17 protein-coding genes and 1 pseudogene are annotated in these 18,676 nt (G+C 61.7%); 11 read left to right on the forward strand and 7 right to left on the reverse strand.

Annotation, left to right across the window (positions count from 1 at the left end; translation table 11 throughout):
* Nucleotide 1 precedes the first annotated feature (1 nt).
* The 4 genes from BUB04_RS12365 to BUB04_RS12380 all read left to right on the forward strand — a co-directional run bounded on the left by BUB04_RS12365 (nt 2) and on the right by BUB04_RS12380 (nt 4,164).
* Nucleotides 2–709 (forward strand): succinate dehydrogenase/fumarate reductase iron-sulfur subunit, encoded by a 708-nt coding sequence (locus BUB04_RS12365; protein WP_073039951.1) that lies wholly within the window; start codon nt 2–4, stop codon nt 707–709.
* 18 nt (nt 710–727) lie between these two features.
* Entirely contained in the window at nt 728–1,006 is a 279-nt protein-coding gene (locus BUB04_RS12370) for a hypothetical protein (RefSeq protein WP_073039953.1), read from the forward strand.
* Between the two features lie 160 nt (nt 1,007–1,166).
* The gene (yihG, locus tag BUB04_RS12375; RefSeq protein WP_073039955.1) at nt 1,167–2,126 is read left to right on the forward strand and encodes a 1-acylglycerol-3-phosphate O-acyltransferase, YihG family; all 960 of its coding nucleotides are present in this window, start codon (nt 1,167–1,169) and stop codon (nt 2,124–2,126) included.
* Nucleotides 2,127–2,268: 142 nt separating this feature from the next.
* Nucleotides 2,269–4,164 (forward strand): amino acid permease, encoded by a 1,896-nt coding sequence (locus BUB04_RS12380; RefSeq protein ID WP_073039957.1) that lies wholly within the window; start codon nt 2,269–2,271, stop codon nt 4,162–4,164.
* Between the two features lie 90 nt (nt 4,165–4,254).
* Here BUB04_RS12380 and BUB04_RS12385 read toward each other — a convergent pair whose 3' ends face one another.
* The gene (locus BUB04_RS12385) at nt 4,255–5,025 is read right to left on the reverse strand and encodes an ABC transporter substrate-binding protein (protein WP_178371983.1); all 771 of its coding nucleotides are present in this window, start codon (nt 5,023–5,025) and stop codon (nt 4,255–4,257) included.
* A 322-nt stretch (nt 5,026–5,347) separates the two neighbouring features.
* The gene (locus BUB04_RS12390) at nt 5,348–7,126 is read right to left on the reverse strand and encodes a cation:proton antiporter (protein ID WP_073039961.1); all 1,779 of its coding nucleotides are present in this window, start codon (nt 7,124–7,126) and stop codon (nt 5,348–5,350) included.
* A gap of 284 nt (nt 7,127–7,410) precedes the next feature.
* Here BUB04_RS12390 and BUB04_RS12395 point away from each other — a divergent pair, with 284 nt between their 5' ends.
* A complete protein-coding gene (locus tag BUB04_RS12395; RefSeq protein WP_084076458.1) occupies nt 7,411–8,514 on the forward strand; it encodes a patatin-like phospholipase family protein in 1,104 nt (367 codons plus the stop codon).
* Between the two features lie 18 nt (nt 8,515–8,532).
* Nucleotides 8,533–8,952, forward strand: a complete 420-nt coding sequence (locus tag BUB04_RS12400) for a GNAT family N-acetyltransferase (protein ID WP_073039963.1) — start codon at nt 8,533–8,535, stop codon at nt 8,950–8,952.
* Nucleotides 8,953–9,107: 155 nt separating this feature from the next.
* Here BUB04_RS12400 and BUB04_RS12405 read toward each other — a convergent pair whose 3' ends face one another.
* Entirely contained in the window at nt 9,108–9,812 is a 705-nt protein-coding gene (locus BUB04_RS12405; protein ID WP_073039965.1) for a flavodoxin family protein, read from the reverse strand.
* A 34-nt stretch (nt 9,813–9,846) separates the two neighbouring features.
* On the reverse strand, nt 9,847–10,290 hold the full coding sequence (locus BUB04_RS12410; protein ID WP_084076459.1) for a response regulator: 444 nt from the start codon (nt 10,288–10,290) through the stop codon (nt 9,847–9,849).
* Between the two features lie 362 nt (nt 10,291–10,652).
* Between BUB04_RS12410 and BUB04_RS12415 the strand changes: the two genes are divergently transcribed.
* Nucleotides 10,653–11,051, forward strand: coding sequence for a hypothetical protein (locus BUB04_RS12415; protein WP_073039969.1), 399 nt, complete (start codon nt 10,653–10,655; stop codon nt 11,049–11,051).
* Nucleotides 11,052–11,148: 97 nt separating this feature from the next.
* Here the strand turns inward: BUB04_RS12415 and BUB04_RS12420 are convergent, their stop codons facing one another.
* On the reverse strand, nt 11,149–12,522 hold the full coding sequence (locus tag BUB04_RS12420) for an HDOD domain-containing protein (protein WP_073039971.1): 1,374 nt from the start codon (nt 12,520–12,522) through the stop codon (nt 11,149–11,151).
* Nucleotides 12,523–12,751: 229 nt separating this feature from the next.
* Here BUB04_RS12420 and BUB04_RS20115 point away from each other — a divergent pair, with 229 nt between their 5' ends.
* The 3 genes from BUB04_RS20115 (at nt 12,752) to BUB04_RS12435 (ending at nt 16,072) form a co-directional block, all read left to right on the forward strand.
* On the forward strand, nt 12,752–13,639 hold the full coding sequence (locus tag BUB04_RS20115) for a DnaJ domain-containing protein (protein WP_073039973.1): 888 nt from the start codon (nt 12,752–12,754) through the stop codon (nt 13,637–13,639).
* 429 nt (nt 13,640–14,068) lie between these two features.
* The gene (locus tag BUB04_RS12430; RefSeq protein ID WP_073039975.1) at nt 14,069–14,398 is read left to right on the forward strand and encodes a phasin family protein; all 330 of its coding nucleotides are present in this window, start codon (nt 14,069–14,071) and stop codon (nt 14,396–14,398) included.
* 18 nt (nt 14,399–14,416) lie between these two features.
* Complete coding sequence (locus BUB04_RS12435; protein ID WP_073039976.1) at nt 14,417–16,072, forward strand: ABC1 kinase family protein; 1,656 nt, start codon at nt 14,417–14,419, stop codon at nt 16,070–16,072.
* Between the two features lie 143 nt (nt 16,073–16,215).
* On the opposite strand, the gene BUB04_RS20205 is transcribed toward BUB04_RS12435, so the two are convergent.
* Nucleotides 16,216–16,530, reverse strand: coding sequence for an IscA/HesB family protein (locus BUB04_RS20205; protein ID WP_084076461.1), 315 nt, complete (start codon nt 16,528–16,530; stop codon nt 16,216–16,218).
* 247 nt (nt 16,531–16,777) lie between these two features.
* Here BUB04_RS20205 and BUB04_RS12445 point away from each other — a divergent pair, with 247 nt between their 5' ends.
* Nucleotides 16,778–18,007 carry an MFS transporter gene (locus tag BUB04_RS12445; RefSeq protein ID WP_143156470.1) on the forward strand — a complete coding sequence of 410 codons (1,230 nt, stop codon included), beginning with the start codon at nt 16,778–16,780 and terminating at the stop codon, nt 18,005–18,007.
* 458 nt (nt 18,008–18,465) lie between these two features.
* Here the strand turns inward: BUB04_RS12445 and BUB04_RS19375 are convergent.
* A pseudogene (locus BUB04_RS19375) lies at nt 18,466–18,676 on the reverse strand (hypothetical protein); the annotation flags it as partial.

An 18,676-nucleotide genomic window follows, 5' to 3' on the forward strand; every position in this document is an offset into this window, starting at 1 on the left:
GATGGAATTGACCTTCAGAATCTATCGATTCGACCCGGAGCGGGATTCGGAGCCCCACTACCGAACCTATCAGGTGGAGGCGGAACCCGGAGAGCGCATTCTCGATTGCCTGAACCGCATCAAGTGGGAGCAGGACGGGAGCCTGAGTTTCCGCATGTCGTGCGGCCATGGGGTGTGCGGGTCCGACGCGGTACGCCTCAACGGCCGGTGCGCTCTGGCGTGCCAAAAGCTGGTGCAGGACTACGAGGGCGAGCCGGAAATCGTGGTGGAACCCCTGCCTTCCTTTCGGGTGCTCAAGGACCTGGTGGTGGACCTGGAGCCCTTTTTCGAGAAGGTCAACTGGGTGCGCCCCTACCTGTTGGCCGGGGAGGGCGATCCGGAGAAGGAGAGGTTGCAGGATCCCTCGGAAAGGAAGAAACTGGACCAGGTGATCCGGTGCATCCTGTGCGCCTGCTGCATGGGTTCCTGTCCCGTGGTGGGGGTGAACGAAGGGTTTCTGGGGCCGGCCCCGCTGGTGTGGGCGTTCCGGTACATCTTCGACACGCGGGATCGGGAGAAGGAGGACCGGCTGCAGAAGGTGGATACGGAAGACGGCGCCTGGGGATGCCGAAACCATTTCGAATGCACGAGGGTGTGCCCCAAGGAGATTCCCGTCACCAAGAGCATCAACTTCATCAAGCGGGAAATTGAAAAGGTGTTGCGGAGCTGAAACGAAAGGAGGAGCGGCATGTTTGAACAGCGGGACGTGGAAGCGAAGATCCGGGAACTCTATCCGGACATCGACAAGTTCGGGATTTTTCTTGCGGTGAAGAAGGAAAAGCTCCTGGGTGCCGACAACTACGACGTGACCCTGGAAAAGGACGGCCGCACCGCATCCTTCAAGCTGGGGATCGACGACGTGAAGCAGTGCATGGCGGGTAACCGCTGTTCGCTCATCAATATGGAGCTGGAACGGTTCGTGAAGCAGTTCATCGACGAAAGCTATTCCGTTTCCGGAGCCGGTTGATGGGCGGTGTTGAACGTCGAATTTTCCAGGTCGCAGGGCTCGGGCCTGCGACCGGACGGGAACCGCCAAGGAACGCCAATAGAAGCGAAGGCCTTTGGACCGGCTTCAGGAGCGGCCTTGGCCGCGATCCGGATCGAGAACAAGGAAAGGAATAAATTCCATGCTGCACTGGTTGCCCGGGCCCCTCAACGGCCTTGTCTCCCTGGGACTCCTGTCGGTGAACACCGTGGTATGCTGCACCCCGCTTTTCATGGTGGCCTTCTTCAAGTGGATCATTCCTCAGAAGCAATGGCGAGCCTTTTGCGACCGGATCCTGAACGGCATCGCCGAGACGTGGATCGCCGTGAACAACGCGGGTCTGGCCCTGACCAAGAAGATCCGATGGAACGTCACCGGCCTGGAGGGGCTGCAGCGGAAGGGCTGGTACATGGTGCTGGCCAATCACCAGAGCTGGACGGACATCGTGGTGCTCCAGAAGGTCTTCCTCCGCCGGATCCCCTTTCTGAAATTCTTCATCAAGAAGGAGCTCATCTACGTGCCCATCCTGGGGCTGGCCTGGTGGGCCATGGACTTTCCCTTCATGAAGCGCACGCCCAAGTCCGTGTTGAAAAAGAAGCCGCACCTCAAGGGACGCGATCTGCGGGAGACCATCAAGGCCTGCGAAAAGTTCAAGACCATTCCCATCTCGGTGATGAATTTCGCCGAGGGCACCCGGGCCACGGCGGCCAAAATCCTGGCCCAAAAGTCCCCCTACAAGCACCTGCTTCGGCCCAAGGCGGCGGGAACGGCTCTGGTCATGGCGGCCTTGGGGGATCGCCTGAACAGCATCCTGGATGTCACCATCGTCTACCCGGAGGGGCCGCCCAGTTTCTGGGCCTTCCTGTGCGGAAAGATGCGCGAGATTCGGGTCCACGTGGAATCCATTCCGGTATGTCAGGAGCTCCTTGGCGACTACTACAACGACCGGGAATTCAGAAAGCATTTTCAGCAGTGGCTGAACGATCTTTGGGAAGCCAAAGACAGGCGGATCCAAGCCATCAAGCGCGAGTGGCGGGAAAAGATGTCCGGCTCGCCCATGGCCGGGACCGTACCCGCCGCCCCCTGGGACACGGCGGCCTGATCGTTGCCTGACCCGCCGCGGATCCGGATGTCGTCCGACGATTCACGGGCGATCGCCCCAGGGCCGATTCTCTTGCCCCCGGGTCTGATCATCCTGGCGCGGTCTTTTGGGGGCCACACCACAAGGGGAGGCAGCAGGGTCCATGTCGGGGCGGGGTTTGGCCAAGCACCTGGGTGTTCTGGACATCTTCTGCATTGCCGTCGGTGCCATGGTGAGTTCCGGGATTTTCGTCCTGCCCGGAATCGCCCACGCCATGGCCGGGCCCGCCGTCTTGCTTTCCTACTTTTTGGCGGGCTGCCTGATGGCTTCGGCGGCTCTCAGCACCATCGAACTGGTCACCGCCATGCCGAAAGCCGGCGGGGACTATTTTTTCATCGCTCGGGCCATGGGGCCGGCGGTGGGCACGGTGCTGGGGCTGCTCAGCTGGTTCGCCCTGACCCTCAAGAGCGCCTTCGCGCTGGTGGGCATTTGGGCCTTCGCCCACAAGCTTCTGCCCTTCGATGCCCGTCCTGTGGTGGTGGGCCTGGGTGTCTTTTTCACCGCGCTCAACCTTTTGGGCACCAAGGGATCCAGCCGGTTTCAGACGATCTTCGTGGTCCTTCTGCTCAGTCTCATGGGGCTGTATGTCATTGTCGGTTTTCCCCGCGTCCAGGTGTCCTATTTCGTGCCGTTCGCCCCACACGGCTGGAACTCCGTCCTGGCCACGGCCGCCTTCGTCTTCGTCTCCTACGGCGGCTTGCTGAAAATCTCCGCCCTGGCCGAGGAGGTGAAGAATCCTTCCCGGACCATCCCATTGGGGCTGCTGCTGGCCCTCCTGTCCACGGTGGTCGTGTATTGCCTCGTGGTCTTCGTTACGTCCGGAGTTCTGGGATCCGAATCCCTGGACCATTCCCTCACCCCCATCAGCGATGCGGCGGCGCTTGTCATGGGGAAAACCGGGGAGATCGCCCTGACCATCGCCGCCATGACGGCCTTTCTCACAACGGCCAACGCAGGGATTCTGTCGGCTTCGCGTTACCTGCTGAGCCTCAGTCGGGACGAGCTGCTGCCCACATTCTTCGGGCGTGTGCACCCCGGGACGCAAACCCCCGTGCCGGCGGTGCTCACCACCGGGGCCTTCCTCATCGGCCTCTTTTTTGTCCCCTTGGAATCCCTCGTCAAGATGGCTTCCATGGTGATTCTCTTGACGCAGGCATTGACCAACGCTTGCGTCATCATCCTTCGTGAAAGCCGCATCCACAATTACCGTCCGACCTTTCGAGCCCCTTGGTACCCTTGGCTCCAGATCACCAGTCTTGCCGGCATCCTATTCCTCCTTGCCGAGATCGGCCTGCAAACGTTTCTCATCGGCTTGATCTTTGTGGGCGCAGGTCTCGTCTTCTTCTGGTTTTACGGCCGATTGAAACAGGAACGGGAATACGCTCTCTTGCACATCCTGGAGCGGATGTCGGCTCGCAAGGTGGTGCGCAACGCCCTGGAGTCGGAGCTGAAAGAGATCATTCGCCAGCGCGATGAAATGTGCCTGGACCGCTTCGATCGCATTATCGAGGCCTCCCATGTGGTTGATCTGGGGCGGATTCACGGGGTCGAGGAGTTGCTTCGGGAGCTCAATCCGGCGCTGTTGGAAAGGGGGTTGGATCGGCCTCTAGGCGTCGAGGATCTGGAGGGCGAGGAGCCACGGGTCAAATTTGTTGAAATCTTTGAGGGCATCGGGGTGGCCGAGGCGGCTGCGAGCCGCCCGGACGTGTTCGACGTGGTCTTGGTGCGCAGTCGGGCTGGAATCTCCTTTCCCGGGGCTGCGGCACCGCTGCACGCCCTCTTCTTTTTTCTGGTGGGATCGGACGAAAAAGACTTCCAGCTCAAAGCCGTGGCCGCCCTCGCCCAGGTTCTTCAGGATCCCAAATTCGACAGCCGATGGCGCCGCGCACGGAACGCCCAGGCCCTCAAGGACCTCATTGTCTTGGCGGACAGGCGTCGCGTCTGTTCTCTGGAGCCCCGCCCGTGGGAGCCCCAGGCGCTCCCGGACGAAAGTTCGTAGCAGCCAGTCCGAAACGCGGCCAAGGCCGCTCCCACGTCTTATTGTCCTCCCCGTGATGACCGGCCGGGGACGAACCACCGGGGGAATTTCTCATCTCCCAGCCCAGTTCTGGACGACCTGTGCCAAGACTTCCACCATGTCCACGATGCGGGGACCGGATCGGCAGGTGAGGCCGCAATCGAAGACGTGGATGTGGCCTTGCTTCACGGCGTTGCAGGCGGACCAGGCCGAGCTGCGTTGCAGTTCCTTGAGGATGAAGGGTTCGCAGAAGAAAACCACGTCGGGATTCCAGGAAACCACCCGTTCCGGATCCACCCGCACATAGGGGGCAACGTCATCTCCTTCGAAGATATTGGCGCCTCCCGCCATGCTAATCACATCGTGCTGGAAGGATCCGGGCCCCACCGTGATCAGTGGTTCCCAGTGCATGATGCGAAGGACCCGCGGGCGGCGCCTGTCCGTCGTTGTGCTCGCCGCGGCCTCCCGCGCCTTTTCCAGTCGGTTTTTCAAGGATCGGACGGCCGCCTCCCCCGTTTTTTCGCGCCCGATCCGCCGCGCCAGCGACTCCATGGCCGCCAGGGAATCGGCCACGGTGGGAGGATCGCTGTGAAAGACCTCCAGTCCTTGTTCCTCCAGCCAGGATGCCACCTCTTCCTGGTGCTTTCCGAAGGTGCAGACCAGATCCGGCTGCGCCTTCAGAACGGCGGTGAGGTCGGGAGAGGCCCACGTGCCGAAGGAGGGCACTTCTTGAAGGACCCCGGGCGGATAATCGCAATCTTCCGAACGACCGATCATCTCGTTGGCGGCGCCGAGCCAGCCCAGGATTTCCGTTTGCGTGGGCGCCAGCGAAAGAATCCTCATCTCCGTCTCCCTCTCTCCGAACGGCATCGGCCTTCCAGCGCTCTTCTCTTTCCCGTTGACCATCACGGTGTTCCGTTCACACCGCCACATCCATCCGCCGCCACCGCGACAGGCAGAGACAAACAAGGGTAAGCCTTACTTGGAACCTGAACTGAGCGATTTTCCCATCGGTTTTTCTGTCACCGCGGGATGAGCGGGCGGGGATAAACCCCGCTCCTACCCGAGGGGCATTGCGATCTTGGAGGGACGTGCTTTATGCCTGCCCTTCCGAAGCGCACCCTGAGAGAGAATCGTCCAATGCAGGTCAACGAAAGCCTCCTGATTAAGTGTCCTTTGAGCTGACGGAGTCCGGAGTCGACGGCACAAGGCAGAGGGCGGTCCCGCGAAAGGTTCTTCCGGGTCGAACGATCTCTACGCCCTTTCCGTCTTCCGTCCAAACAACGAGAGGCATCACGCGATCGGGCAAACCGGGCGAGACCGGCATCACTTCCAGCGACGCCCTTCCGTCCGACAACCGGCGGAGCGCTTCCCGGACCGTGAAGTCGGATCCGAACGCCTTTCGGGGCGGAAGCGGCGTCTCGATGAGAAGGGGGTCCCCGGCCGCATCGGCCTGGGCCCGAAAGACATGGTCCGGCCCCAGGTGAACGGCGGCCGCCTGGGTCACCAGCTGATTCAGGGCATCGTCGGTGCTGACGGCCAGCAGCCTGCCGTAGCCTTGTTCCAGCGCCTCCTCATAAACATGGCTGTCCAATACGTCGGCGCACACCGTCTCGTGGCCGAAGCCCTGGGCCAGGGAACAGGCGGAAGGGTTCGTATCCAAAAAGGCCACCGGGATCCGCTGGGACGCGAACCGGGCGATCTCCGAGCTCAAGGGATGAATGCCCACGATGAGAATGCCCAAGCCGCTGGAGGGGACCGCCACGTCCAGCAGGGAGGCCAGGGGGCGTCCGACCAAGGTGGCGAAGGCGCCGGAAAAGAAGATAATAGCAAAGGTGAGGTTGGTAATGACGGGCATGACCGGGTCGCCTTTCAGCAGAATATCCGCATAGGCCACCGTGGCCAGGGCCACGATCCCCCGGGGGCCCACGATCCCCGCGTAGAGCCTTTCCCGCCAGGGAAGGGGGCTTCCGGACAGGCCGGCCAGGACGGATGCCGGGCGAACCACGGCGCCCAAAAGGAACGCCACGGCCAGCATCCCGGGCCAATGGTCCATGACGGTCAGGGGATCGATGGTCGAGGAAAGCATCACAAAGATGCTTCCGATCAAGACGATGGAGATCTGTTCCTTGAAATGCCGAATGTCCTCGATGGCCGGCGCCTTTCTGACCGACAAAACCAAACCGGCCATGGCCGCCGCCAAGGGGCCGGAGTTCTCAGCCAACCGGTTCGACAGATAGAAGACGCCCAGCGCGGCGGCAAAGGCTGTCACGCCGGGAAGGGCCGGATCCTTCAAGCGCGTGACAAACGGAAAGATCCATCGACGCAAGACCTCGCCGCCCAGCACACCCACGAAGACGCCCAGAAAGAGGCGTTCGGCGAACAGCAATCCGATCCTTTCCGGCCCGTGAGCCGGCCCCGGAAGGATCCATTTCAGGGCCACCGCGCTGAGAAGCACTCCCAGCACGTCCCCCCAGATGGACTCCCAGTTGAGAAGACTCCGCAAGGGTACGTTCAGAGACACGGCCTTGAGAAGGGATCCCACCACCGTGGGGCCGGTCACCACGATGAGGGCCCCGAAAAAGAGGGCCTTGGGCCAGGGAAGATCCAGGACGGCGTGGCCCAGGGCGGCGGCCCCCAAACCGGTGAGTGGGATGCTGATGAGCAGCATTCTCCGGATGGCGGCCCCGGCCTTGCGGAAGCTGTGGGTGGACAAGCTGAGTCCACCCTCGAAGAGGATCACGGCCACCATGATTTCCACCAGCACCACCAGACCGTTTCCCAGCGATTCCGGCCGAATCCAGCCGAGCCCCAGGGGACCCAGAAGAACCCCTAGCACCAGAAAGAAGAGAATGGGGGGAATGCGCAGCCGACGCCCCAGCAGGGTGGCGGCCACGCCGAAGACGACGGCCACGGTGACGGTTTGGAGGGCTGTGTGGGACATGCTGTCTCTTCCTGGTTCTCTCGAGGAGCTCAAGGCGAAAGAGTAGCCGTTTTGCCTTCATTGGGGAGCGGAGCAAGCCTCCATGAGGACTTGTCGTGCCTCGCGGTGCTCCGCCCCGTAGCCCATCGAGGCTCTATCTCGACTTGGCGGACGGTCTTCCCGGGCCGTTTCCGGGATGGTGGGGGATCCCGGTTCGTGTTATCCCGTCAGGGCTGGGTTTTTAGATCCTCCGTGTTATACTCTTTTTCACAAGTCCTGTCGATGTGATGGAAAGGATCGCTTGCATGCACGGGATGGTGGAATGCTATGCGGGGCCGGCAATCCTGCCCGCGATTCGTGACGCGGGTTTTTCTTTCCACAAGGTTCGGTGGATGTTGGGGGCCGCCGGCGGGCCCAAATGGCTGGTGCTCTACGGGCTGGATCGGGCCGTCTGTCGGGAATGGCTGCCCGGACGGGGGACGCCCCTGAACCTGGTGGGATCATCCATTGGGTCGTGGCGTTTCGCCGCCTACAGCCGCCGAAATCCCGGGGAAGCCCTGGATTCCTTCCTGGAGGCCTATCTGGCCCAAAGCTACAGCTCCGATCCCACGGCCCGGGAGGTGAGCCGGGTGCTGGGGGGAGTGCTCTCCCGCCTGGTTCCGGACGCGGCAGCTCGGGAGATCGCGGAAAATCCTGTCATCCGGCTGCACGTGGCCACGGCGCGGGGACGCGGTTTACTGTCCGTAGCCAAGAGGCCGGCGCTTTCCCTGGGGCTGGGGATCGCCTACGGAGCCAACGCGCTCCATCGAAAAGCTCTTCTGAGGTTCTTCGAGCGGGTTTACTTTTGCCACCCGAAAAGTGAATTTTCCCAAGCCCTTGACAACGGCGCTTTTCCCGTCCGCACGGTTCCCTTGAATCCTCGCAACACGCGTTCAGCCCTGCTCGCCTCCGGATCCATCCCGCTTCTCATGGAGGGAGTGCGTCGCATCCCCGGGGCTCCCCCGGGCCCCTACTGGGACGGGGGCCTGGTGGACTACCATCTGACGGTCCCCGTCCGGGTCGGGCCGGATGAGATCGTTTTTTACCCCCACTACGCCCGACGGCTGGTACCCGGCTGGTTCGACAAGCGCTTCCCCCTGCGGCGCCCGGATTCTCAGGGAACGAAAAACCTCTTCCTGATGGTTCCTTCCCGGCGGTTTATGGAAAGCCTCCCCTATGGGCGCATTCCGGACCGCCGGGATTTTTGGACCTTCGCGGGAAAGGATTCGGAACGGCTGGCCTTCTGGCGGGCGGTCCTGCGAAGATCCATGGACATGGCGGAGGCCTTTATGGAGCTGGTCGATTCCGGCGCCCTGAGGCACGCGGTACGGCCCCTGGAGGATTTCTTTCAGGACCCAGTCGGCCCATGAACGCGAAAGGATGTTTCCATGGTTCGCCACGCCCGGGAAACCGATGTGGACAGGGTGCTGGAGATCGAAACCCTGTCCTTTTCCAACCCCTGGACGCGCTATTATTTGGAAAACGCCTTGTCGGATTTTTTCCTGGTCTACGACGACGGCGCGATTCGGGGATACCTGGCCGCCACCTGCAAGGAAAAGGACCGGAAGGCTACCATCCTCAAGGTGGCCGTGCACCCGGAAGCGAGAGGCCGGGGCGTGGCTTCCGCTCTGGTGCAAGGAGCCCTGGATCAATTCCGCGAAAAGGGCATCCGGAACGTGGAATTGGATGTGAAGATCATCTCTTCCGGAGCGGTAAAACTCTACGAAAAATTCGGGTTCCGCATCCAGCGCATGGTCACCATCAATTCGGACGACACCAGCTTCTACATGATGAAGAAGGATCTCTAGTGGCGTGGAACCGAGAATGGACGCCCATATCGGGCACGCCTCCCCGAAGAGTCCCGAGGACACGTCGAAGGGTAGGGGCGAAAGATTTTTCGCCCCTACCCTGAAGGGTTCTTGGGTGACCGACTTCGGCGAGGAAGATTGGGTTTGGGGGTTGGCTAGGCCGTTTCGGAGAACTTGGCCATCATGGCCTGTTGCATCTTGAGGGTGACGGCGTTGCGATCGTGACCCTGAGTGAGACGCTTGGCCAGAAGTCTTCCCGCCTCGTCCGCGGCCTGAAGGCACGCCGGGTCCTTTTCCACGTCGGGGATGGTCTCTTCGGTGAATTTCTGACCTTCTTCTCCTCCCAGCAAATAGGGAATCCCCACCTTGCAGGAGTCTCCATAGCCGCAGGTATAACAGGATGCGGCTCCCCGGGCCGAAACCTTGGCCACCGTTTCGATGAAGTTGTAGGCCAGGAATCTTTCCAGGTCGTCGGCGGGGAAGTGTCCCTTGGTGCCACCCACCCCCACGGTCACGGCCAGCTTGCCCCAAAGCAGGTTTCCCTCCTGGTGCCGGAACTGGAACCAGCGCTCCAGGAAGGCGTGGGTGAGGGCGTTGATACCCGAATAGTAGTTGGGAGCCCCGATGACGAAAGCATCTGCAGCCACGATCTTTTCCCGAAGAGGCGCCAAGTCGTCTTCCACCTTGCACACGTTGTCCTTGGCGCACCCCAGGCAGGCGATGCAGCCTCGAATGTCCTTCTTGCGAAGGCTGATGAGCTCGTAATCCAGCCCGGTAGCTTCCAGGACTCTTCGAACCAGCCGGTAAGTGCCCGAAACCTTCTCCTTGCGGGGGCTTCCACTGATGCCCAGAATCAACATGCTAGCTCCTTTCCGTTCCCTGGCGTGGCGTTTCTTATCGGCTCCCTTGTTTGACCCAAAGGGCCCGGCGAGCCATATCCAGAACGGTTTCGAATCGGTAGGGTTTTTCCACACAATCGAAGGCTCCCATGGCCAGGAGCCGGGAGCGCGTTTCCGTTTCCAGATAACCCGTGGAGACGATCACGGGAAGGTCGGGCCAAGCATGGATTATCTCCCGGAGGCAACCGGCACCGCCCATTCCCGGCATATTGAGGTCCAAGATGATGCAATCGGGGAGGGGACGGGTGCTCCTCAGGATCTCCAGGGCTTCTTCGCCGCTGGAAGCCGTGAGCGCCCGGATTCCCTGGAGGCTCAACAGTTGCTCGCCCACCTCCAGCAGGTTGGGTTCGTCGTCCACCAGAAGCATACGGCATCCGTCCAAGCGGGGCAAGGGGCCCGCCGGCTGTGCAGGTTCTCTTGTCTGATCCACAGCTTCCATGGCTGTCTCCTCCCGAGCGAGAGATCAGGAACGGAGCGGCAATCTCCTGAAAGAAGATATCGGTTGATCCGGCCGTTTGCTTGAGCGCGGAAGGCCTCCGCAACATGGGTCTTTTTGATCCAGGGGGTGGGAACGAGGCCGGCTCCTGCATTCCTTTTACCCACCCTCAGCCCGCGAGGAAAGGGTGGTTCCGAGGCGGAAGGGAGAGGTCTAACTGCTTGCATTTACTTCATGAAGGTGAGGGTGGCTCCAGCCGATTTCCGGATGGCACACGGATTGCCCTATTCCAAGGCGTACGGAGCGCTCCACCGGAAAGAACGAGGGTAAGGACAGTTCACACGTGAATCGAAAGGAGTCCAGTCATGAGGAAAATGGTAGGTATCGTTTTGGTTGTCTTGGTGGGTCTTACGGTTTCGTCGGCCTGGGCGTGGCGCGGCCAAGGGGGCGGTTGGGGGCCGTGCTGGACGGCGTCGGATCCCCAAGTCCAAGCCTACGCACAGGAGGTCGGCCCGCTCCGGAACGAGCTCTACCAGAAGCAGTTGACCTATCGTCAGTTGCTGAGCAATCCGGACGCGGACCCGGCGGAAGTGGGCCGGGTGGCCCGCGAGATGCACCAGCTCCGCCTCCAGATCTGGGAAAAGGCCCAGAAAGCCGGGGTCCCGTGCGGCTATGGTGCGGGCGGGCGGCATGGGCGGCACATGGGCATGGGGTTCGGGCCCGGCTTCTACGGTTCCGCGGCGCTCCCTTCCCAGGCCCAATAACAGTCTGCACTCCCCTTTCGTCCCGTAGATGTCTCGGGGGAAGCGGTGAACGGGGGCGCTCCTGCGCCCCCGTTTTCCATTGCGAGATCCAGCGCGGTCAAAACCCCGCCGCGTGGCTCCGGATGGCTTCCAGCGGGAGGACTTCCACGATCCGCTCCAACTCGCCGGCACCGATGCCCAACCTTTTCAGACTCAAAACCACCAGCTCCGGATCCATCCGCTCCAGCTGCGTGCCGCTCAGAAACCTGTTGGCGATGAAATCGGCCAGAACGAGGACGGCCGCATCGGTATCGCCCGAATGGGCGAAAGCCTCATCGTGATGGCGGCTCACGGCTTGGATGGTTCCAGCCGGCAGGCCCCAGTGCAGGGCCAAGGCGCCTCCGGCCTGGGTGTGATCCGTGCCGAAGATTTCCCGTTCCACCGAAACGAGCGATCCTTCCGCACTCATCGCTTTTCGATAGAACAAGGGAGCCTGGGTAACCACCGCCTGGTCCAGAACCACCTTCCCGATGTCGTGGAGCAGCCCGTTCGTATAGGCCTTTCCGGGCGATCCCCCCGTGGTCCTGGTCAGGAACTCGGCGATCAGGGCGGTTCCCACCGAGTGCTGGAAGAGCCCTCCTTTGCAAAGGGAGTAGCCACCGGGACCCGATGGGAACACGGAGGAAAGAAAAACGGAAAAGGCGATCTGGAGGATGCGTCTTTCTCCCAGGCGCACGACGGCACGGTTGAGAGAGGTGATCTTTTCGGAGGTGCCGTAAAGAGGTGAATTGCACAGGCCGAGCAACCTGGCTGCCAGAACCTGGTCCCGGCCGATCTCCCGACTCACTTCGCTGATGTCGTAGGTGTCGGTACGAAGCAGATTGAAAATCTTGAAGGCGGTCTGGGGGATGGGGCGCACCTGCTCCAGCAGATCGGGCAGGGCTTCCTTTCCCAACGGAGCGGACGGCCGCTGGGAAGACGGGGGGGCAAAATGGGTTCCGATGGGCTGGATGTCCGGTTGCCAGGTTCGGCAGTCGAGGCACAGAGCGCAGGTGAAGGTCCCGCCGGTCTCGGAAAGAACCACGGGGATGTTGGTCGCCGAGAGATAGGACGTGACTTTTTCCAGGGTCTTGGATCCTATCTGCAGATCGATGCGGACTTCGTCCGACGGGCCCACAATGGCTCCCCCGGCCACCGCGGCTTTAAGATTCCTTGGATCGGCCCCGTTTTCCAGCAGGGCTTCCATGAAAAGAGGAAGTCCGGAGACGGCGTAACGGCATGGGTTGTGAGACTCCATGCCCGGGCTCAGGGGTTCCCCCAACAAGGCGTGATAGATTCCGCCCACTTGGGCCTGTTCGTCCCATATGGCCACGCCCACACAGGTGCCCAGGTAGGCCTCCAGGACGCCCTCCCCGGCCCGTCGAACGGCAAACTCCCCAGACGGAACGATCTGCCGGCGCCCGTGCCGGCTTCCCTCTGCTTTTCGAATCATGGTCAGAGGATGTCCTCCTTGTGGATGGAATGCCCGGGCGAGGGGCCGGGCGGCTGACATTTCGAAAAACCCCGTGGGAAAATTAGCCTGTGGGGATCCTTTCCACAAGCCAAAATCGAGTGTGCTTGCGGGTTGGACATCCCAAGCAAGCATTGCCAATCGCCTCGGGAATGCCTAATGTAGCCAATTGAGATGACACATTCTTTCACTGTTCTGGAAGGAAGGATCCATGACGTCCAACGACTACTACGCCATCCTGGGGGTTTCACCGGACGCCTCCGACGAGGAGATCAAGCGGGCCTATCGGAAGCTGGCCCTGCAGACCCATCCGGACCGCAACCCGGGGAACAAGGAGGCGGAAGAGCGCTTCAAGAAGATCAACGAAGCCTACGGGGTTCTGTCCGACCCTCGGAAGCGGGCCGAATACGATCAGTACCGGCGCATGGGGTTCCGTACAGGGGCAAGCCGTGGGATGCACGGTTCCGGGTTTTCCTACACCCAGGAGGACATCTTTCGGGATTTTTTCATGAGCCGGCAAGCTCAGGAGATCTTCCAGGAGATGCAGCGCGAATTCGAGCGCATGGGATTCCGCTTTGACGAGAGTTTTCTCAATAACTTCTTCTTCGGGGGGAAGACCTTTGTCTTTCGAGGCGGCCCGGGCGGGTTCCGTGTGTATGAATACCCCGGCATGGGCGGGCACCCGGGAGGCCGTGCGGCTCGACCCCAGGGGGCGGATCCCGTGCGGCCTCCCTCTCTCGTGAAGCCCCTTTTGAAGGCCGGAGCGTCCCTGCTCTGGCAGGCGGGCAAGAGGGCCGGAAAGAAACTGCTTCGCAAGGCACTGCAGTTTGTGAGTGGTTCGTCCTCCACGGGGGCGTCGGGATCCGGGCCGGACGCGGACGTGATCTACCGGCTCACCTTGGACCCTCAGGACGCTCTGCAGGGAACGGTGGTGGAGTTGACCTTTCCCCACCTGGACAACCGGCGGGTGTCGGTCCGAATCCCCGCCGGGGTGACCAGCGGAACGCGCCTTCGCCTGAAGAACATGGGGCGGCCGCTGGGTGAAAACGGAGGAGGCGCCAGGGGGGATGCCTACCTGGAGGTGCGCCTCGAAAGCTAGGGGGCTGTCTGAAAAGTCCGCCACCCGTCACTCCCGCGCAAGCGGGAGTCTATAACTTACTGGAAATTCTGGATCCCCGCTCCCCGTTCAAGCCGTGAACAAGCTTCGCGGGGATGACGAATGGGCGTTGAACGCCGCGGGCGACCTTTTTCCTCGTAGCGCAGCCCTTTAGGGCTGCGTAGGAACCCGCGGCCGTCGGATAGGCCATCGCGAATTTTCTGTTACTTCATGGAGTTGCGATGAGCCTTTCCGCGGGGCTGAAGCCCCGCGGCTACGAGGAGGACCAAAATTCCTCGGCCTTGTAAGTCGGAGGGCCATTGTCGGACAGCCTCCAAGGGACTTGTCCGAAAAGAGGGATGCTTTTCCGGGACCAAGCCTTCATTTTTCGTGTATGGCTTCCGCTGTAAGGAGCGGGCAAGGAGGACCGTCATGCTGGAATTGATCAAGAAGAGTCTCATGGCCAGCCTGGGGGCTGCGGTGGTTACCAAGGAACGTGTGGAAAAGGCCACCCGCGCCCTGGTGGAGGAAGGGAAGCTTTCCCGGGAAGAGGCGGAAAAACTGGCGGAAGAACTCATCGAAAGCGGCGAGAAACACTGGGAGGAGATCCAGGGTTCGCTCTCCGAAGCCGTCAAAAAGGCGGTGGATCGCCTGGATCTGGCACGGCGCCGCGAAGTGGAGGCCCTGAAGGACCGTCTGGAGAATCTGGAAGCCCGCCTGGCCATGCTGGAAGAACGGATGTCGTCCGAAAACCCGTCGTAATGCCGGGGAGAGAAGCCGGTGGAATTCAGGGCCATCACCCATCTGGGGCGGTTCAAGGACATTGCCGTTATCCTGATCCGTTACGGTTTCGACGACATCCTGGACCGGCTGGGCTTCCCCGCCCGGCGCCTGCTGGGCCCGCGTGATCCCGCCAAGGCGGCCATGACCACCTGGGAGCGGATTCGCCATGCCTTGGAGGATCTGGGCCCCACCTTCATCAAGTTCGGGCAGATGATGAGCCTGCGTCCGGACCTCATTCCCTATTCCCTGATCCGGGAACTCCGAAAGCTCCGCGACGAGGTGGCCCCGGTGCCTTTTTCGCAAGTGAAAACCGTTGTGGAAAAGGGGCTGGAGAGGCCTCTGGAAGAGGTCTTTGTCCAGTTCGAGGAGCAGCCCCTCGCTTCCGCGTCCATGGCCCAGGTGCACAGGGCCGTCTTGCGGGAGGAGCGCCTTCCCGTTGCCGTCAAGGTGCAGAGGCCGGGCATTCGTCAGGTGATCAAGAAGGATCTCTATATTCTGGAGGTCATTGCCAACGAGATTCACTCACGCATGGAGGATTTCCAGGTCTATGAGCTTCCGAAGCTGGCGCAGGAGCTGCGTCGATCCATGTTGAGGGAATTGGATTTCACGCTGGAGGCCCGGAACATCCGCATTTTCCGAACCAACTTTCAGCACCTGACGGACGTCTTCGCTCCGGCTGTGGTAGACGCCTACTGCACCCGGCAGATGCTCACCATGGAGCTGATCCGGGGGCGGCGCCTGGCGGAGGTGATTGGCGCAGACGGCCTGGAAGTGCGCGAGGCATTGGCGCGCAGGGGCCTTCAGGCCATGATCAAGCAGATCCTGGAAGACGGTTTCTTTCACGCCGATCCGCATCCGGGCAATATCCTGGTGACCGAAGACGGGCGCCTCTGCTTCCTGGACTGGGGCATGGTGGGGCGGTTGACGCGTCCCGTGCGTCACGAGCTGATCGATCTGATCCACGCCATCGTGGGAAAGGACAGCGAACGGGTCCTGGAGATCCTCATGGCGTTCGCCCGCGGCGGCCACGACGAAACTTACGAGCTCATCCACCGGGAGTTGTTGGATCTGCTGGATGCGTACCACGGCGTGCCCCTGCGCCAGTTCGACCTGGGCTCCCTCCTCATGGACATGGCCAACCTGTTGCGGGACTACCGTCTGTACCTCCCATCGGATCTGGCCATGATGATTCGCTCCCTCATCACCGCGGAGGGCACGGCCAGGGAGCTGGCCCCCGATCTGAACGTGGTGAAGGAGGCCGAAGGGCAGGTCAGACGTCTGGCCGCCGAGCGATGGAGGCCCGCGGAGCTGCTTCGCGGCGTGCGCCGAAGTCTCCGTCACGTGGCCCAGATGCAGCGGGACGTGCCGCCGCGCTTTCTGCGGATACTCGACAAGATCCAGCGGGGGGACCTGGAGGTCCGCTTTCGCCATGAAAATCTGGGGGACCTGCGCCGCACGCTGGACAACATGTCCAACCGGCTGACCTTGGCTCTCATCATCGCCGCCATGATCATCGGCTCTTCCATGATCATCACGACGGGGGTCAAGCCTTTCCTGTTCGGTTATCCCGCCTTGGGGATCATCGGGTACCTGGTCTCCGGCGTTCTGGGGCTCTGGCTGGTCTTTACCATCCTGCGCTCCCGCCGGTATTGAGGTCCTTCCTCTGAATTTCTTCGGGACGAATCCTCCGCAGGGGTCATGGGGCAGGGGTCATGGGGGTGCAGGGGAACTTTCAAAAAAAGGGCGGAACCCCCATGGGGGATTCCGCCCGGGCGTTTTCGAGGCGATGAGCCGGATCAGCAACTGCAGGAGGTTCCGCAACCGCCCCCGCCGATGGGTACTTCGGACAAGACTCTGAAACCGGACACAATGCCCTGATCCACGAAATCCACCGTCAGAGCCTTGGTCAGGTCCAGCAGGGACTTGTTGACCACCATGGTAAAACCGTTGACCTTGAAAACCTCGTCCGCTTCCGTAGGTTCATCCAGAACCATTGCCAGCGACGGACCGCTTCATCCTCCCTGTTGCAGGAAAATCCGAATCGGACTCACTTCCTTGTCCTGAAAATACTGCTTCAGGACCTCTTCAGCTTTTGGGGTGATTTGAACCATCAGGCGCTCCTCTCTTTCAATTTTGCAATTTCCCCTGCATTTAGTCACAAACGGGCCCGCTGTCAAGCAAAGGCGACCACCGAAACACGTGAAGTTTCGAACGCCACGCTCGGGTCTCGGCCCCGGGGGCCTTGCCTCGCCGCCCAAAGTGGGTAGACTGCTCCTGCCAGTTGACGGAAGGCGGGCGGAAGGGTCTTGGAGGTTTTTTCCAATCGGTTTTGGCGGATAAGAAAGGGGCTGGCTTCCATTGACCGATCAGAGTGAAGACATCCAATGGCGGCGGACTCTATGGATCATGTTCGTGGCCCAGCTGCTCTCGGCGGTGGGCTTCTCGGTCATTTTTCCCTTTCTCCCGCTCTATGTCCAGGAATTGGGTTCCGTCTGGGGGGTGAATCGCAACTGGCTGGCCGGGCTCGTCTTCTCTGCCCAGGCCCTCACCATGATGGTGGCCTCTCCCGTCTGGGGCGGGTTGGCGGACCGGTTCGGCCGCAAGCTCATGGTCCAGCGATCCCTTTTCGGCGGAGCCTTGGTGCTCTTGGCCATGGCCTACGTGCGTTCCGCCGAGGAGCTGGTGGCTCTTCGCGCGGTGCAGGGAATGATCACGGGCACCATCTCCGCCGCCAATGCGTTGGTGGCCGCGTCGGTTCCGCGCCGCCGCATCGGCTACGCCATGGGAGTGCTCCAGGTGGGGCTCACCGCAGGGATTGCCGTGGGGCCCCTACTGGGAGGTATCCTGGCGGACCTGTGGGGATACCGGGCGGCCTTCAAGGTCACCGCCGCCTTGCTGGCCGCGGCCGGGATGTTGGTCGCCCTGGGGGTTCGGGAGGTTTTCCGCCCGCCCGAAGAAAAGACTCGCCTGGGACTGAGGGAGGAGCTTTGGAACGGCTGGCGCCGGGTGCTGGCCCGGCCCGGGGTTTCCATGGCCTATGTGCTGCGGTTCATGACGTACCTGGGGCGGATGATGATCGTCCCCGTGGCCCCTTTCTTCATTCAAAGCCTCCTGGAAGAAGGGGGCCAGGTGAACACCTTCACGGGCCTCGTCTTCGCCAGCGCCTCGCTCATGGGGGCCTTGACCGCCATATCCTTCGGCCGGCTGGGGGATCGGATCGGGCACGGGCGGGTTCTCGTCTCGTGCGCCCTCGGAACAGGCCTCTTCTATCTGCCGCAGAGTCTGGTGCAAAACGCCTGGCAGCTGCTGCTCCTTCAGGCCGCGTGCGGCGCGGCCCTGGGCGGGACCCTGCCGGCCTTGAGCGCCCTTCTGGCCGGTTACACCCTCCCGGGTGAAGAAGGATCCGTCTACGGCCTGGACAGTTCCGTGATTTCCGGCTCCCGGGCCCTGGCCCCGCTGCTGGGGGCGGCGGTGGCCTACGGCTTCGGTTTGCGGGCCACGTTCCTGGCAACAGGGCTCCTCTTCATCGCTCTGGGCCTCTTGGCTCTGTGGGGCCTTCCCAGGCAGGCGCCCGCCGAGCGGCCATGACCGGGTGGCGGGATCGTCCGGGAGTGTTGGGGGCGATTTCCAGGATGCGGTACAGCGGCACATGGGAAGGCGCACCGTAGGGGCGAATAATCCTTCCCCCTACAGTGATTTGCTCCCGAAAGGTCCGTCTCATCCTTCGCTGTCACGGGTCCCCCGCGACGAGAATTGTCCCGGGGGCGCGGGCGTCTCGTCCACCTTCCACTGCAGGAAAAGCCCCTTCTCATCGTAGTCGCGGGGCTTCAGCCCTGCGGGAGAGGGCCATTGTAACCCTACGACGCAAGAGGAAATACCCGATGGCCCATCTGCCGGTACCCTTCCGCAGCCCTAAAGGGCTGCGCTACGAGAAAACCGGCGATCCCCGGCGTCTTCGGACAAGCTCCTAGCCCAAGTTTGTCACTTTTGTGTGTAAGTTACTGATTTTGTTGTAGAGTGCTTTCAAATTCTACACTACAAATTTTTCATTCGATGACGGTCAGCCTCCTTAATGGCCGTACCGGCAGCCCGAGAGCATTGTAAATTTTCACGTGAACCGGTTCCGGCTCGGAGGTGTGTCGTATGTGAATGGCCTGCCCTTTGTCATTGACCATGCTGGTGGTCACCCGCACCTGGCCACTCAGATGCGTTCGCAAGGTGGCCCAGTGGTGACGAATTCCGCTTTCGCGAAGCGTC

The organism is Desulfacinum infernum DSM 9756 (assembly GCF_900129305.1).
GTDB classification, from domain to species: Bacteria; Desulfobacterota; Syntrophobacteria; order Syntrophobacterales; family DSM-9756; genus Desulfacinum; species Desulfacinum infernum.

Excerpts from the sequence above, each read along its gene's own strand:
- BUB04_RS12390 (WP_073039961.1), bottom strand. The coding sequence starts at position 7,126 with ATGTCCCACACAGCCCTCCAAACCGTCACCGTGGCCGTCGTCTTCGGC.
- BUB04_RS20115 (WP_073039973.1), top strand. The coding sequence starts at position 12,752 with ATGACGTCCAACGACTACTACGCCATCCTGGGGGTTTCACCGGACGCC.
- BUB04_RS12415 (WP_073039969.1), top strand. The coding sequence starts at position 10,653 with ATGAGGAAAATGGTAGGTATCGTTTTGGTTGTCTTGGTGGGTCTTACG.
- BUB04_RS12400 (WP_073039963.1), top strand. The coding sequence starts at position 8,533 with ATGGTTCGCCACGCCCGGGAAACCGATGTGGACAGGGTGCTGGAGATC.
- yihG (WP_073039955.1), top strand. The coding sequence starts at position 1,167 with ATGCTGCACTGGTTGCCCGGGCCCCTCAACGGCCTTGTCTCCCTGGGA.
- BUB04_RS12420 (WP_073039971.1), bottom strand. The coding sequence starts at position 12,522 with ATGATTCGAAAAGCAGAGGGAAGCCGGCACGGGCGCCGGCAGATCGTT.
- BUB04_RS12395 (WP_084076458.1), top strand. The coding sequence starts at position 7,411 with ATGCACGGGATGGTGGAATGCTATGCGGGGCCGGCAATCCTGCCCGCG.
- BUB04_RS12405 (WP_073039965.1), bottom strand. The coding sequence starts at position 9,812 with ATGTTGATTCTGGGCATCAGTGGAAGCCCCCGCAAGGAGAAGGTTTCG.
- BUB04_RS12365 (WP_073039951.1), top strand. The coding sequence starts at position 2 with ATGGAATTGACCTTCAGAATCTATCGATTCGACCCGGAGCGGGATTCG.
- BUB04_RS12370 (WP_073039953.1), top strand. The coding sequence starts at position 728 with ATGTTTGAACAGCGGGACGTGGAAGCGAAGATCCGGGAACTCTATCCG.
- BUB04_RS12385 (WP_178371983.1), bottom strand. The coding sequence starts at position 5,025 with ATGAGGATTCTTTCGCTGGCGCCCACGCAAACGGAAATCCTGGGCTGG.
- BUB04_RS12380 (WP_073039957.1), top strand. The coding sequence starts at position 2,269 with ATGTCGGGGCGGGGTTTGGCCAAGCACCTGGGTGTTCTGGACATCTTC.
- BUB04_RS12410 (WP_084076459.1), bottom strand. The coding sequence starts at position 10,290 with ATGGAAGCTGTGGATCAGACAAGAGAACCTGCACAGCCGGCGGGCCCC.
- BUB04_RS12430 (WP_073039975.1), top strand. The coding sequence starts at position 14,069 with ATGCTGGAATTGATCAAGAAGAGTCTCATGGCCAGCCTGGGGGCTGCG.